We start from the raw sequence: 14,294 nt of genomic DNA, 5'->3' as shown, positions 1-14,294 counted from the left end.
GTCCCGCATGGAACTGGCCTCTATGGCTGATTCAATATAAGCGTTCAATACACGCCGCGCGCCAGCGCGTTCAAGCGCTCGATGCGCTCGGCGGTGTGCGGATGAGTGCGGAACAGCTCGCCCAGGCCGCCGCCGCCGGACAAGGGGTTGATGATCATCATCTGCGCGGTCTCCGGGTGGGCCTCGGCGGTGGGCATCGCGATGCCTTGCGCGTAATACTCTATCTTCTGCAGCGCGGAGGCCAGCGCCAGCGGGTCGCCGCAGATTTCCGCGCCGCCGCGGTCGGCTTCGAACTCGCGCGCGCGCGAGATCGCCATCTGGATCAACGACGCCGCCACCGGCGCCAGCAACGCCACCGCCAGCCGCGGCAACAGGCCGACCGGCTGGCCGTTCTCGTCGCGGCCGCCGAAGAACATCGCGAAGTTGGCCAGCGCGGAGATAGCGCCGGCCATGGTGGCGGAAATGGTGGAGATCAGCGTGTCGCGATGCTTGACGTGCGCCAGCTCGTGCGCCATCACACCGCGCAGCTCGCGGTAGTCCAGCAGGCGCATGATGCCGCTGGTGGCGGCCACCGCGGCGTTTTCCGGATTGCGGCCGGTGGCGAAGGCGTTGGGCTGCTCCTCATGGATGACGTAGACGCGCGGCATCGGCAGGCCGGCGCGCTGAGCCAGCTCCGCCACCATGCCGTAGAACTCGGGCGCGCTGTTGGCATCGACCTCCTGCGCGTTGTACATCGACAGCACCATGCGGTCGGAATTCCACCAGGCGAACAGATTCATGCCGCCGCCAAACAGCAGCGCCAGCAGCATGCCGGCCTTGCCTCCCATCATGCCGCCTATCAGCGCGAACAAGGCCATGATCGCGGCCATCAGCACCGTGGTCTTCAGCCAGTTGTCGTTCATGCTCTACCCTTATTTGCTTTAGTGGTCCAACTGCTTGGAAGCTCAAACGCCCAGCCGGGTTCCCGCCAGCGCGCCGCGGCCGGCGACAAAATCGCGCGCCGCCAGCCGCTTGCCGCCGGCGGCCTGCAGCAGGGTCAGCCGCACCAGGCCGTCGCCCGCGCCCACCAGCACGCCGTCTGCGTCGGCGGACACCACCACGCCCGGTTCGGCGCGGCCCTCCTCAGCGCTGGCCAGCCACAGCTTCAGCGGCTCGCCGTTAAGCTGGGTGAAGGCGCCAGGCGCCGGATTGTAGGCGCGGATGGCGCGGGCGATATCGGCGGCCGGCAGCGTCCAGTCCACTTCAGCCTCGGCCTTGGACAGCTTCTGCGCGTAGGTGACGCCGTCTTCCGGCTGCTGGAGTGGCTGGATCTGGTCCAGCCGCTCCAGCGTGGAAACGATCGCCTCCGCGCCGCAAGCCGCCAGCTTGTCGTGCAGGGTGGCCGCGGTTTCGTCGGCGGCGATGGCCAGCGGATGGATGCTGAGCCTGTCGCCGGTGTCCAAACCCACATCCATCTGCATGATGGTAATGCCGGTTTCGCCGTCGCCGGCCAGGATCGCGCGCTGGATCGGCGCGGCGCCGCGCCAGCGCGGCAGCAGCGACGCGTGGATGTTGAGACAGCCGCGCGCCGGGATCTCCAACACGTCCTGCGGCAGGATCAGACCGTAGGCGGCCACCACCATCAAATCCGCGCCGACCTCGCGCAGCATCTGCTGCGCCTCCAGGTTGCCGCGCAGCTTTTCCGGCTGCTCCACCCTCAAGCCGTGAGAGAGCGCCACCTCCTTCACCGGGCTGGGCTTAAGCTTCATGCCGCGGCCGGCCGGGCGGTCGGGCTGGGTCAGCACCAGCGCGATCTCATGGCCGGCGGCGATCAGCGCCCGCAGCGCGGCGGCGGCGAATTCCGGCGTACCGGCAAAAATCAGTTTCATCGTTCATCCCTGGCAACGACAACGGCGCCGCCAGGCAGCGCCGTCGCGGCCGGCTTCCAGGCCGGCCTGTGCTTACATATTCTGCTTTTCGCGCTTTTTCAGCTTGCTCTTGATGCGGGTCTGCTTCAGCTGCGACAAGCGCTCGACGAATACCACGCCGTTCAGGTGGTCGATCTCGTGCTGGATGCAGATCGCCAGCAGGCCGTCGGCGTCCAGTTCAAACGGCTTGCCGTCGCGGTCCAGCGCCTTCACCTTGACATGCTCGGCGCGGGTCACCTTGTCGTAGATGCCGGGCACCGACAGGCAGCCTTCCTCGTAGACGGTTTCGCCGTCCTTGGCGATGATTTCCGGGTTGATGAACACCCGGCGCTCGTCGCGCTCCTCCGAGATGTCCATCACCACCAGACGGTAATGATGATCCACCTGGGTCGCCGCCAGGCCTATGCCCTTCGCCTCGTACATGGTTTCGAACATGTCGTCGATCTGCTGCTGCAACGCCGCGTCGAAAACCTCCACCGGCTTGGCCACGGTGTGCAGTCTCTCGTCCGGGTAATGCAAAATGTTCAACAGCGCCATTGGTATTTATTCACTCCAAGTTGTCGTATTGCCGCGCTCGCGTCGATAATAGAGCAGTCCGACGCAGCTTCGTTCCGTCCCCGCCCAGGGCCCAGGCCTGCCGGCACCAAGATTGGGATTCATTCATGCGTAACCGCATTATATCGCTTGCTCTGGTTCTAGGGCTGGCTCTTCCTGCCTTTTCCGACGAACTGACGGTCAAACCCGACGCGCCCGGCCGCTACACCGTGGTCAAGGGCGACACGCTATGGGGCATTTCCGGCCGCTATCTGCAAAGCCCGTGGCAATGGCCGGAGCTGTGGCGGATGAACCGCGCCGACGTCAAGAGCCCGCACTGGATCTATCCCGGCGACGTGCTGGTGCTGGACTACGTCGACGGCAGGCCGCGACTGTCGCTGGCCAGCGACGCCACCCGCGAGGTCAAGCTGTCGCCGCAGGCCAGGCCGGAAGAGCTGGACCGCGCCATCTCCAGCATTCCCGCCGACGTGATAGAACCCTTCCTCGCCCGACCGCTGGTGGTGGATGCCGCGCAATTCGCCACCGGGCCGCAGCTGGTGGCCGGCCCGGACGAACGCATCAGCATCAGCCAGGGCGACAAGGTCTACGCCAGCGGCGTGGGCGAAAGCGGCACCTGGCAATCGTACCGGCTGGGCAAGCCGCTGGTGGACCCCGACAGCAACAACGCGCTGGGCATCGAGGCCTCCTACAGCGGCGACCTGGTGGTGGAGAAGCTGGGCCGCGACGTGCAGACGCTGCGCGTCAGGCGCGTGGCCGAGGAGATCCTGATCGGCGACCGCCTGGTGCGCGCGCCCAAGGAGCAGTTCGTCAGCTATGTGCCGCACCCGCCGCCGGAAAACCTGCGCGGCAAGATCATCAGCACCTACCAGGGCATAGACGGCGCGGCGCAGTACTCCACCGTCGCCGTCAATCTGGGCAGCCAGAGCGGGATGGAGCCGGGCCTGGTATTCGGCATCTACAAGAAGGGCGGCAATATCCTTATCACCGGCGCCGACGGCAAGCCGCGCCAAGGACAGCTGCCGACCGAGCAGGCCGGCAAGCTGTTCGTCTACCGGGTGTTCGACAAGGTCTCCTACGCGCTGGTGCTGGACAGCACCAGCGCCATCTACGTCGGCGACAGCATCGCCGCGCCGGAGGCCGAATGAGCGCCGCCTCGACCTCCTGGCTGAAGCTGGCGCTGACGCCCGGCATCGGCCCGGTCGGCTTTCTCAAGCTGATCGACGCCTTCGGCTCAGCCGAACACGCCGCAGCCGCCCGCGCCGCCCAGACCGAAAAACTGATAGGCCGCGAAGCCGCCGAGGCGCTGCAGCAGGATTTGGCCGCTCCGATGGTGGACGCCGCGCTAACCTGGGCCGAAGGCGAAGGCTGCCACCTGCTGACGCTGCAAGACCGGGACTATCCGCCGCAGCTGGCGGAGGCCGCCTCGCCGCCGCCGCTGCTGTTCGCCCGCGGCCGGCGCGAGCTGCTGGCCCGGCCGATGCTGGCGGTGGTCGGCAGCCGCGCCGCCACTCCGCAAGGCAAGCGCAACGCCGAGGATTTCTCCGCCGCGCTGGCCGCCCACGGCTACACCGTTATCAGCGGCCTGGCCAGCGGCATCGACGCCGCCGCCCACCAGGGCGCGCTGGCGCACCCGGCGTCGACCATCGCGGTGATCGGCACCGGCATAGACCGGGTCTATCCGGCCGGCAACCGCGCGCTGGCCCACCGCATCGCGACAGAGGGCCTGATCCTGTCCGAGTTTCCACTGGGCATGGGGCCGCTGGCCGGCCACTTCCCGCGCCGCAACCGCATCATCGCCGGCCTGGCCCGCGGCTGCCTGGTGGTGGAAGCCGGCACCGCCTCCGGCTCGCTGATCAGCGCCCGGCTGGCGATGGAGAACAACCGCGACGTGATGGCGCTGCCCGGCAGCATCCACAACCCGCAGGCCCGCGGCTGCCACCAACTGATCAAAGACGGCGCCCGGCTGGTGGAAAACGTGGACGACGTGCTCGACGAGATCGGCCGGCTGACCGCGCCCCTCGCCGCCGCAACCCCGGCAAACGCCGGGGAAGCCCCGCCCCTGCTGGCCGCGATGGGGTGGGAGCCGGTGCTGGCGGAGCACCTAACCGACTCGCTCGGGTTGACTGCCGGGGAGGTTTACGCGATGCTGCTGGAACTGGAGCTGGACGGCCAGGTGGCCAGCCTTGCCGGCGGCCGCTTCCAAAGGCTGGCTCGAACCTGAACGCATGGCGTTCTTCCACGAAAAATACCGATGTTTGACGTACTCACCTATTTATTCGAGCAATACAGCGACCCCGCCGCTTTCGGCGACCGCAATGCCCTCACCCGCCAGCTCAACGCCGTTGGTTTCGACGATGACGACATCGGCGAGGCTCTGGACTGGCTGGACAGCGTCGGCGAAACCAGCGTCGAAGCCTATGCCGGCGCCGACGAAGGCAGCGGCCTGCGCATCTACGCCGACGACGAACTGGAGCATCTGCCAGCCGATGTGCGCGGCCTGATCCGCTTCCTGGAGGACAACGGCGCGCTGAGCCCGTCGCAAAGGGAAATGGTGATAGACCGCCTGATGGAGCTGGACAGCGAAGATCTCGACGTCGCCAGCGCCAAACTGCTGGTGCTGATGGTGTTGTGGGCGCAACAGGCCGAGTTGCCGATTTTGCTCGGCGAGGCGCTGCTGGAAGCCGTTCACGGCGAGCCCACCATGCAATAGCTTGTCAGGCCCGGCGGCGAGGCTTAACATGCCGCCGTTCGGCCAAGCGGCTTTCCGTGATCAAGAGCGCCCTTGCGCTCTTGTTTTGTTTGACGGATATAACAAGATGTGTCCGCCGGTCACCCCGGCTTGAAATTGAAAAGATAACATGCCCACCAGCCTCTTGATCGTCGAGTCGCCCTCGAAGGCGAAAACGCTGAAGAAATATCTGGGTCCGGACTTCGAAGTCCTGGCCTCCTACGGCCACGTGCGCGATCTGGTGCCCAAGAACGGCGCGGTAGACCCGGAAAAAGACTTCGCGATGAAGTACCAGCTGATCGCGCGCAATAGCAAGCACGTCGATGCCATCGTCGAAGCCGTCTCCAAGGTAGACCACGTCTATCTGGCGACTGACCCGGACCGCGAAGGCGAAGCCATTTCCTGGCATCTGGTCGAAATCCTCAACAAGAAGAAACTGTTGAAGGACAAGACCGCGCAACGCGTGGTGTTCCACGAAATCACCAAGAACGCGGTGCTGGAAGCGATCCAGAATCCGCGCGAGATCGCGCAGGACCTGGTCGATGCCCAGCAGACCCGCCGCGCGCTCGACTATCTGGTGGGTTTCAACCTGTCGCCGCTGTTGTGGAAGAAAATCCGCCGCGGCCTGTCCGCCGGCCGCGTACAAAGCCCGGCGCTGCGCCTGATCTGCGAACGCGAGAACGAGATCAAGGCCTTCGTCCAGCAGGAATACTGGTCGGTGCATCTGGACAGCCACAAGAGCCGCACCAAGTTCTCCGCCAAGCTGACCACCATGGCCGGCGTCAAGCTGAACCAGTTCGCCATCCCCAACGAGGCGGAGCAGGCATCGGTGCTGGCCCGCCTCGAAGGCAAACCGGCCCAGGTCGGCAGCATCGAGAAGAAAAAGAAGACCCGCAGCCCGGCCGCGCCGTTCACCACTTCCACGCTGCAGCAGGAGGCGGTGCGCAAGCTAGGCATGACCACCGACCGCGCCATGCGCACCGCGCAGCAGCTGTACGAGGGCATGGACATCGGCCAGGGCACAGTCGGCCTGATCACCTATATGCGTACCGACTCGGTGGCGCTGGCCAATGAGGCGGTGGAGGAGATTCGCGGCTACATCGGCCTGAAATGGGACGCCGACTTTCTGCCCAAGAGCCCGGTAACCTACAAGAGCAAGGCCAAGAACGCCCAGGAGGCGCACGAGGCGATCCGCCCCACCTCCATCCTGCGCACGCCGGAGATGGTGAAGCCCTTCCTCACCACCGACCAGTTCAAGCTGTACGACATGATTTGGAAACGGACGCTGGCCTGCCAGATGGCGCCGGCCAAGTTCGACACCACCAGCGTCGACATCCTGGTGGGCGAAGGCGTGTTCCGCGCCAGCGGCCAGGTGCAGACCTTCGCCGGCTTCCTCGCCGTGTACGAGGAGGACGTCGACGACGCCGAGGACGAGGACAACGCCAAACTGCCGTTGCTGGCCGAGGGCGAGGAACTGCCGGTCGACAAGCTGTACGGCGAGCAGCACTTCACCCAGCCGCCGCCGCGCTTCTCCGAGGCGTCGCTGGTGAAGGCGCTGGAAGAATTCGGCATCGGCCGGCCGTCCACCTACGCCAGCATCATCTCGACGCTGAAGGACCGCGAGTACGTGATCCTGGACAAGAAGCGCTTCCTGCCGACCGACACCGGCGACATCGTCAACAAGTTCCTGACCGAGCACTTCTCCCAGTACGTCGACTACAACTTCACCGCCAAGCTGGAAAACCAGCTGGACGAGATCGCCAGCGGCAACCGCCAATGGGTGCCGGTGATGGACAGCTTCTGGAAAGGCTTTTCCAAGCAGATCGCCGAGAAAGAAAGCATTTCCCGCGCCGAAGTGACCACGGAAAGCCTGGACGAAGCCTGCCCGAAATGCAGCAAGCCCTTGTCCATCAAGTTCGGCAAGCGCGGACGCTTCATCGCCTGCACCGGCTACCCGGAGTGCGACTACACCCGCAACCTGGGCGAAACCGCCGAACAGGCGGCCGAAGAAGCCGAGGCGCCGACGGTGATCGAAGGCCGGGTCTGCCCGGACTGCGGCGGCGAGCTGCACATCAAGAAGGGCCGCTACGGCAAGTTCATCGGCTGCGCCAACTACCCGAAGTGCAAGCACATCGAACCGCTGGAAAAACCGCGCGACACCGGCGTGGAATGCCCGGAATGCAAGACCGGCAGCCTGATCGAGCGCAAGAGCCGCTACGGCAAGCTGTTCTACAGCTGCAACACCTATCCCAAGTGCAAGTACGCCACCTGGAACCCGCCGGTGGCGGAGAAGTGCCCGCAGTGCGGCTGGCCTATCCTGACCATCAAGGTGACCAAGCGCCGCGGCACCGAGAAGGTATGTCCGCAGAAGGAATGCGGCTACGCCGAGCAGATCGCGCCGCCGGAAGGCAAGGAAGAGGCCAGCCCGGCGTAAGCCCAGCACTCTCGGACTGATAGACAAACAGCCCTGCCGGCATCGCCGGACAGGGCTGTTCTTCATCCAGGCTCATCGTTTTATCGACAGAATCAGCATCGGTACGCTCCGGCCAAGGGGCCTACTCTTCAATCCCCAGCATGGTGTAATAACCCAAGGGCACATGCACGCTTTGCAATGTCGGCAACGCGCTGATCGCGCCAAGCAAGGCGACCGCCTGCAAGTAATGATGATGCGAGTGGGGCACGCACCAGAGCATGCGGATCTCCACCGCCGCCCCTCTTGGCAGAGGTTTGCCATCCGGCCCCTCCAGATGCAACTTGATACGGCCGGCATAATACGGCGGCACAACCACCGAAACCTGTAATTCCTGACAATCGTTGACGATATTCACCATGCCGCTATCGAAAGCCGCCGCAGGATCTTCCGAATACATCCTCAACTTGGAACCGAACGGCACATGTTGGCACCGCAGGACGAAGCTAAACTGCTCCGGTGTGGCATCCTGATTGTGAAAAACCAGCGATTCATCGCCCTGGTTGAGTACCGGGTTCACGTTCCTCCAAGCCGCCGCGCCATTATTCATAATCCAAGTCACGGCATTCCAGTTCCCCGTACTGATCTGCTCTGGAATGTTTTTTTCAAAGTAAGGATAACTTATGGCGGCGGCAATGCAAATATGAGCCGTGGACTGCACATCCAGGACAAAAGCTTCCGACACCCCCCGATCACCCCTGTCCAAAACAGCTGGACGATTATTTATATCAAGGACGCTTCCGAAAAACTGTCCTTTCACATCGGTAAGGCACTTTACCCAGGAAGAAGGCGGCGTATTGAAACCACCAGGCGAATAATACATTCGCACTTGGGCATCACGAATTTTGCCATCAAAATCTTTATTCTGACAGCGAGCATAAATATAATTTTTCCCAACTTGGGGTGTTTTATAAAATACATCATCCCACTGAATGATCAATTGTTTGGGATCCAATGGAACATCTCGATTGCAGACGATATCCATAGAGTCGGTATAAGCTCCACGCGCAGGAATCAACCCCGAATCGGAAAGATTCTTCCGACACAACAGGCCACGCCACTGCGCTACGGAATTCCTAGCAATGCCAATAGCATCCGGCATCGCAGTACCTAATGCCTGACTCAAATGTTCAGCCATTATGTTTGAGCTCTCACCAAGACCGGTCCAATAGGTATCAAGGTATACCCCACTGAATACATTTGCCAAGTCCTGGATTTTCAAGCTGAAAGACATGTCCGAGTATGCGCTATGCATTGCCATGACATCATTGACAGAGTCCTTCCTTTCACCAACAACAGTAAGCCATAACTCCTTGAGACTTCCAATCTTCTTGAGCGAGGTTACCGCCTCATTGACAACATCATTCATGATATAAGCTCCCATACTAAAAGATGATTAAAGTTGTACATAATCCAGGCAACTGCATACGACACGCAAAGCGTGCCGCCATCAGGACGGAACAAACTCCATTACTCTTACTATTAATTTTCCAAATCATCAAACCGAAATGAAATATACAAATAGTAATTATACCGGTTATCGGCACCTACACCCGTAAAGCTTAGTGGTATTTAAATCTAATTACCTGTCAGAAATAGCGGGGTCATAAATATAAGAACTGCACCTTTTGCCAGAAAATCAAGCACAACGACTCATGATGTTGAAACATGAAAATACCTAGCCACAACATAATGACCAAATCTGGCATATGGTGGGATTCTACGGATTGACAATTTTTTAGATAGGAAGAAAAGACGTAAAACGCTGCGAATGCAGATCAATAGACAAGACGCCGCCGATACGCAGCCAGATACGCCGGCATCCCGGCCCTCCCAGCCGGCAGCAGAAGGAAACCCGCACCGCTTCGGGAGAGCGGCTGCGCAGCCGGATCTTGTTGCACATATGCATCACCCAGGCAAAGTGCGGTCGCTATAGGCCCCAAGCCGACAACATGTGCAAGCAATTGATTATATTTAAAATACTTTCCATCCAGGCGCTATAATCCCAGCCTTCGGCGTATTCTCCTCCGGATTAGAGCCACCGCGGCGGACCGGAGCCACGACATGCCGCCCATGTTGGCGTTTGACATCGCCAAGCCAGTATCACTGGATAGAAACAAAATGAAACTCAACAGCCATTTCCTGTTTACCGGAGCCAGCGTCCTCACCCTGTTCAGCCTGGCCGACCACCAGTACCTGCTGCTGTCCATCGCCTTCCTGCTGGCCTTCTGCGGCCTCCGCTGCGCTGACCGCGAACAGATCAACGAAATGGCGCTGTTCGCCACCGCCACGCTGCTGCCGGCCTCGCAGCGGCCTTTGCTGCCGCTGGATGCCTTCCGCGGCCGGGAGCTGCTGTTCTACCGCGCCGGCAGCCCGGTCTACCGCACGCTGATCGCGCGTGATTCGCAATGGCAACTGCTGGGCGAGCAAGGAGAGGTGGCCGAGGAGCCCGGCTGCATCCGCGTTTATCCCGGCTACCTCTATCGCCGGCTGCGCTGAAGCCCAGCGGAATCGCGACGCCAAACTTGGCCGTCGAATAAATAACAGCCCCGCAAACGGGGCTGTTATTTATTCCAAGCGCGCATCCTATCCACCGCCAGCCGGCTCAACCGAACAGCACCAGCCCCCACACCACCGCCAAGTTGATCAGGCCCAGCAGTTGGGCGGCGCTGCCCATATCCTTGGCGCGCTTGGCCAGCGGATGGCGCTCCAGCGAAGTGTGGTCCACCGCCGCCTCGATGGCTGAGTTGAGCAACTCGATGATCAGCGTCGCCAGGCTGCTGGCCACCAATAGCGCGCGCGCCAGCGGCGCGGCGTGGACGATGAAGGCCATCGGAATCAGGATGGCCGCCAGCAGTACCAGTTGGCGGAAAGCGTCCTCGTGACGGAAAGCCGCCCGAAACCCGTCCAGCGAATAGCCAAAGGCATTGATCAGCCTGACCAGGCCGGTCTTGCCCTTGAACGGGCTCTCCTGCATCTTTCCCATCTTCACTCCCATCCTCGCGCCGTCAACGGCAGACGCAGGCATGCGTAACGCGTAGCCGGCAAGATGGCCAGATCGCTCTGGCAAACCGCCGCCGCCGAGATCAATGCTGGCAGTGGCGCTCCAGCGCGTCGATGTAGAGTCCTGCAACATTGACGCCGGTCTGCTCCATGATCTCGCGGAAGCAGGTGGGGCTGGTGACATTGACCTCGGTCAGATAATTGCCGATCACGTCCAGGCCGGCCAGCAGGATGCCGCGCTTCTTCAGCTCCGGCCCCACGGTTTCGGCGATCTGGCGGTCGCGCGCCGAAAGCGGCCGCGCCTCGCCGCGGCCGCCGGCCGCCAGGTTGCCGCGGGTTTCGCCGGCGGCGGGGATGCGCGCCAGGCAATGCTCCACCGGCACCCCGTCTATCACCAGGATGCGCTTGTCGCCATCGCGGATTTCCGGGATGAAACGCTGCGCCATGATGGTGCGCTTGCCGCGCAGAGTGATGTTTTCAATGATTACGCTGAGGTTGACGTCGTCGGGCCGTACCCGGAAGATGCTGTCGCCGCCCATGCTGTCCAGCGGCTTCAGGATCACGTCCTGGTGCTGCTTGACGAAGGCGCGCAGGCGGTGCGCCTCGCTGCTGATCAGCGTTGGCGAGATCAGCTCCGGGAAGTTGAGAATGGCCAGCTTCTCGTTGAAATCGCGCAGCGCCTGACCGCTGGTGAACACCTTGACCCCGTGCGCCTCGGCCAGCGTGAACAGCTGCGAGGCGTACAGGTACTCCATGTCGAACGGCGGGTCCTTGCGCATCACCACCGCGCTGAAGCCGGACAGCGGCTGGCGCTGCACCTGCCCCAGTTTGTACCAGTTGGGGCGCTCGTCGGTGATCGCGAGGTCGTGGGCATCCACCAGAATGCGCTCGCCCTCCACCGACAACTGGTGCGCCTCGGCGAAGCTGATGGCGTGACCGCGGCGGTGCGCCTCCTCCATCATCGCGAAGGTGGTGTCCTTGTAGATCTTGAAGTGTTCCAGCGGGTCGGCAATGAACAGTATTCTCATGACAGAATCTTTCCAGTAGAGGACGGGCGGCGCCGGCGTCGACAATCGGCGCTTACGAATCGAGCTTGGACTTTACCCACACGGCCAGATCCTTGCCCAGGGTTTGCGAGCAACGCTCCAGCACCGAGCAGGAGCCCTTGAAACCACCCATGATGCCGCCCATGGAGTCGCGCGAGCCGGTGAAGGTGTCCACCAGCTTGCCGTTCTTGTACAGTTTGGCGACCATGGAGACCGACTTGTGATGGCCGATGAAGGCATTGCCCATCGACACCACGTTCTCCAGACGCAGTTTCAGATAATAGCCGGACTGCTTCAGCTGGTCCTCCGGCGCCGCCTCGGCGCTGACTCCGGCCTCAGCCAAGCCTTTCAGGCTGGCGGCGGACTGCGCCTCCGGCAGCGTGCATTCGTTGCGGATATTGGCGTTGATCCGCACCGGATCGATGTACTGGGCGGCCGGCGACACCTTCACTACCGCGCCATCGGCCAGACAAACGTTAGCCACCGCCATCAGTCCTGCAAAAACCAGTTTTTTCATATTGCCTCCGCTTGCCCGCCAGCGGCGGGCCGCTATCCATGATTGATATTATGATCCGAGAGCGCAGCGATGCTTTCTCTGCGGACATTTTAACCCAATACGGATAGCGGGGCCCTCATGCGGCATGCGGCCAGGGCATCAGGCGTCCGGATCGGTGGCTTCCAATTCCAGCGAAGCCGCCAACAGCGCCAGTCGCGAAATCACGCCGTAGGCGTAGAAACGGTTCGGCGCGCAGTCCGGCAGGCCCTTGCGGTCCGGCAGACATGCCGTCTCGAACGACAGCGGCACGAAATGCATGCCCGGCGCATTGAGGTTTTCATCTATGCCGCGGCCGGTGTGCACGCGGTAGAAGCCGCCGATCACGTAGCGGTCCATCATGTACACCACCGGCTCGGCCACCGCCTCGTTGACCGTTTCGAAGGTGTATACGCCCTCCTGCACGATCACCTCGGACACTTCCAGGCCTTCCTTCACCACCGACATCTTGTTGCGCGCCTTGCGGTTGAGGCCGATCACCTCGTCCGGGCTTTTCACGCTCATCACCCCCATGCCATAGGTGCCGGCATCGGCCTTGACGATGACGAAGGGATCGTTGTCTATGCCGTATTCGCGGTATTTGCGGCCGATCTTGTCCAGCATCTGCGACACCGTTTCCGCCAATTGCTCCTCGCCGGTGCGGGCATGGAAGTCCAGGCCGCCGCAACTGGAGAAATAGGGATTGATGGTCCACGGATCGATGGAGATCAGCCGCGCGAAGTCGTCGCACACCTTGTTGTAGGCTTCGAAGTGATGCGTCTTGCGCCGCACCGCCCAGCCGGCGTGCAGCGGCGGCAGCAGGGTCTGCTCCAAATTCTGCAACAGGTCGGGAATGCCGGCCGACAGGTCGTTGTTGAGCAGCACTACGCAGGGATTAAAGCCGTCGGCCAACACCAGACGGTTGCCGCGCCGCTCCAGCGGCTCCAGCGTCAGCTTGTCGCCGTTGGCGGAAACCAGCTCGGTCGGTTCGGTGATTTCCGGGTTCAACGAACCCAGCCGCACCTTGAGGCCGGCCTGCTCGAAAATATGCACCAGCGTGGCGACATTCTGCAGATAAAAGGTATTGCGGGTATGGTTTTCCGGAATCAGCAGGATGCTGCGCGCCTCGGGGCAAACCTTGTCCACCGCGCTCTGCGCCGCCTGCACTGCCAGCGGCAGGAATTCCGGATTGAGATTATTGTGGCCTCCCGGAAACAAATTCATGTCCACCGGCGCCAGCTTGAAGCCGCTGTTGCGCAGATCCACCGAGCCATAGAACGGCGTGGCGTGGGCATGCCATTGGCTGCGGAACCAGTGTTCGATTTGCGGCTGGGCCGCCAGAATGCGGCTTTCCAACTCGTAAAGTGGGCCAGTGAGTGCGGTGGCCAAGTGCGGAACGGGTGGCATGACTTCCCCTTGCAAGCTACGATCATCAGGATCAATTGATTAATGGTGGGGATGGCGAGCGACATATTCAAGCCTTCCCCTTCACTCTTAGACTGCACAGCAACCGGCAAAGCAAGACCAGCGGCGCCAACTCGAATGCAAGTTGAATTGTTGAAAGGCCTTCCGGACGACAGGCTTAAGCGCTCCGAGCCACCGCCACCAATCGAACCTTTCATCTCGCCACTTCGCGCCATCGCATCGCCAGACTGAAATCCCAAGCCGATGGCACGCATCGCCGAAAATTTGCTGCAAATAGAATATCAACTTAAAAATAGTCTAGGCTGATTTCCTGCCGCAAAGTCTGATGCGGACACCCCAGCCTCGCCAGCATCCATGGCAGTAGAAGAAATCACGTATTTATAGATCAGAAGCAAATCTTCAAAGGTTTGCAGACGCCGCCGCCAAGCCCGCGCCCGCTCAGAAGCCGCGCGGCCACTCTCCGCTTCTCAATGAGAACGGAGGGGCGGAACAAACAAAAAAGGCGCTGCGGATGCAGCGCCTTTCAACAGAAAACCCATGGCTTACAACGGCCACTCTTCGCCGTAAGCCTGCTGGTAGATGTCCTTCAGCGAATCCCAGTCGAAAAGTGGTTCTGGCAGCCCGGGGT

At 61.9% G+C, this 14,294-nt stretch carries 13 protein-coding genes; 5 read left to right on the top strand and 8 right to left on the bottom strand.

Annotated features, from left to right (window positions below):
- Positions 1–44: 44 nt before the first annotated feature.
- The 3 genes from htpX to def all read right to left on the bottom strand — a co-directional run bounded on the left by htpX (position 45) and on the right by def (position 2,444).
- The gene (gene htpX / locus BI344_RS17920) at positions 45–902 is read right to left on the bottom strand and encodes a zinc metalloprotease HtpX (protein WP_071114205.1); all 858 of its coding nucleotides are present in this window, start codon (positions 900–902) and stop codon (positions 45–47) included.
- 42 nt (positions 903–944) lie between these two features.
- The gene (fmt, locus tag BI344_RS17915) at positions 945–1,868 is read right to left on the bottom strand and encodes a methionyl-tRNA formyltransferase (protein WP_071114204.1); all 924 of its coding nucleotides are present in this window, start codon (positions 1,866–1,868) and stop codon (positions 945–947) included.
- Positions 1,869–1,940: 72 nt separating this feature from the next.
- Entirely contained in the window at positions 1,941–2,444 is a 504-nt protein-coding gene (def, locus tag BI344_RS17910) for a peptide deformylase (protein WP_071114203.1), read from the bottom strand.
- 125 nt (positions 2,445–2,569) lie between these two features.
- On the opposite strand from def, the gene BI344_RS17905 reads away from it, so the two are divergent.
- The 4 genes from BI344_RS17905 (at position 2,570) to topA (ending at position 7,624) form a co-directional block, all read left to right on the top strand.
- The gene (locus tag BI344_RS17905; RefSeq protein WP_071114202.1) at positions 2,570–3,607 is read left to right on the top strand and encodes a LysM peptidoglycan-binding domain-containing protein; all 1,038 of its coding nucleotides are present in this window, start codon (positions 2,570–2,572) and stop codon (positions 3,605–3,607) included.
- Entirely contained in the window at positions 3,604–4,683 is a 1,080-nt protein-coding gene (dprA, locus tag BI344_RS17900) for a DNA-processing protein DprA (protein ID WP_071114201.1), read from the top strand. Before BI344_RS17905 ends, dprA begins: the two co-directional genes overlap by 4 nt.
- Positions 4,684–4,713: 30 nt before the next feature.
- The gene (locus BI344_RS17895; protein WP_071114200.1) at positions 4,714–5,172 is read left to right on the top strand and encodes a Smg family protein; all 459 of its coding nucleotides are present in this window, start codon (positions 4,714–4,716) and stop codon (positions 5,170–5,172) included.
- A gap of 148 nt (positions 5,173–5,320) precedes the next feature.
- Positions 5,321–7,624: a type I DNA topoisomerase gene (gene topA / locus BI344_RS17890; protein WP_071114199.1), complete on the top strand. Its 2,304-nt coding sequence runs from the start codon at positions 5,321–5,323 to the stop codon at positions 7,622–7,624.
- Between the two features lie 121 nt (positions 7,625–7,745).
- Here topA and BI344_RS24125 read toward each other — a convergent pair whose 3' ends face one another.
- Positions 7,746–9,029: a hypothetical protein gene (locus BI344_RS24125; RefSeq protein WP_139167072.1), complete on the bottom strand. Its 1,284-nt coding sequence runs from the start codon at positions 9,027–9,029 to the stop codon at positions 7,746–7,748.
- Positions 9,030–9,781: 752 nt separating this feature from the next.
- Between BI344_RS24125 and BI344_RS17880 the strand changes: the two genes are divergently transcribed.
- On the top strand, positions 9,782–10,159 hold the full coding sequence (locus BI344_RS17880) for a hypothetical protein (RefSeq protein ID WP_071114197.1): 378 nt from the start codon (positions 9,782–9,784) through the stop codon (positions 10,157–10,159).
- Between the two features lie 106 nt (positions 10,160–10,265).
- Here BI344_RS17880 and BI344_RS17875 read toward each other — a convergent pair whose 3' ends face one another.
- The 4 genes from BI344_RS17875 to gshA form a co-directional block, all read right to left on the bottom strand.
- Positions 10,266–10,646 (bottom strand): diacylglycerol kinase, encoded by a 381-nt coding sequence (locus BI344_RS17875; RefSeq protein WP_071114196.1) that lies wholly within the window; start codon positions 10,644–10,646, stop codon positions 10,266–10,268.
- Positions 10,647–10,746: 100 nt separating this feature from the next.
- Positions 10,747–11,691 (bottom strand): glutathione synthase, encoded by a 945-nt coding sequence (gene gshB / locus BI344_RS17870; RefSeq protein ID WP_071114195.1) that lies wholly within the window; start codon positions 11,689–11,691, stop codon positions 10,747–10,749.
- 52 nt (positions 11,692–11,743) lie between these two features.
- Positions 11,744–12,226 carry a hypothetical protein gene (locus BI344_RS17865; protein WP_071114194.1) on the bottom strand — a complete coding sequence of 161 codons (483 nt, stop codon included), beginning with the start codon at positions 12,224–12,226 and terminating at the stop codon, positions 11,744–11,746.
- A gap of 138 nt (positions 12,227–12,364) precedes the next feature.
- Positions 12,365–13,648 carry a glutamate--cysteine ligase gene (gene gshA / locus BI344_RS17860; RefSeq protein ID WP_071114193.1) on the bottom strand — a complete coding sequence of 428 codons (1,284 nt, stop codon included), beginning with the start codon at positions 13,646–13,648 and terminating at the stop codon, positions 12,365–12,367.
- Positions 13,649–14,294: the final 646 nt, after the last annotated feature.

This window comes from Chromobacterium sphagni (assembly GCF_001855555.1).
Lineage (GTDB): Bacteria > Pseudomonadota > Gammaproteobacteria > Burkholderiales > Chromobacteriaceae > Chromobacterium > Chromobacterium sphagni.
This window is presented reverse-complemented; position numbering and strand designations above follow the sequence as displayed.

What these genes read in the sequence shown, in the direction of transcription:
- htpX (WP_071114205.1), bottom strand. Translation starts at nt 902, where the DNA reads ATGAACGACAACTGGCTGAAGACCACGGTGCTGATGGCCGCGATCATG.
- fmt (WP_071114204.1), bottom strand. Translation starts at nt 1,868, where the DNA reads ATGAAACTGATTTTTGCCGGTACGCCGGAATTCGCCGCCGCCGCGCTG.
- def (WP_071114203.1), bottom strand. Translation starts at nt 2,444, where the DNA reads ATGGCGCTGTTGAACATTTTGCATTACCCGGACGAGAGACTGCACACC.
- BI344_RS17905 (WP_071114202.1), top strand. Translation starts at nt 2,570, where the DNA reads ATGCGTAACCGCATTATATCGCTTGCTCTGGTTCTAGGGCTGGCTCTT.
- dprA (WP_071114201.1), top strand. Translation starts at nt 3,604, where the DNA reads ATGAGCGCCGCCTCGACCTCCTGGCTGAAGCTGGCGCTGACGCCCGGC.
- BI344_RS17895 (WP_071114200.1), top strand. Translation starts at nt 4,714, where the DNA reads ATGTTTGACGTACTCACCTATTTATTCGAGCAATACAGCGACCCCGCC.
- topA (WP_071114199.1), top strand. Translation starts at nt 5,321, where the DNA reads ATGCCCACCAGCCTCTTGATCGTCGAGTCGCCCTCGAAGGCGAAAACG.
- BI344_RS24125 (WP_139167072.1), bottom strand. Translation starts at nt 9,029, where the DNA reads ATGAATGATGTTGTCAATGAGGCGGTAACCTCGCTCAAGAAGATTGGA.
- BI344_RS17880 (WP_071114197.1), top strand. Translation starts at nt 9,782, where the DNA reads ATGAAACTCAACAGCCATTTCCTGTTTACCGGAGCCAGCGTCCTCACC.
- BI344_RS17875 (WP_071114196.1), bottom strand. Translation starts at nt 10,646, where the DNA reads ATGGGAAAGATGCAGGAGAGCCCGTTCAAGGGCAAGACCGGCCTGGTC.
- gshB (WP_071114195.1), bottom strand. Translation starts at nt 11,691, where the DNA reads ATGAGAATACTGTTCATTGCCGACCCGCTGGAACACTTCAAGATCTAC.
- BI344_RS17865 (WP_071114194.1), bottom strand. Translation starts at nt 12,226, where the DNA reads ATGAAAAAACTGGTTTTTGCAGGACTGATGGCGGTGGCTAACGTTTGT.
- gshA (WP_071114193.1), bottom strand. Translation starts at nt 13,648, where the DNA reads ATGCCACCCGTTCCGCACTTGGCCACCGCACTCACTGGCCCACTTTAC.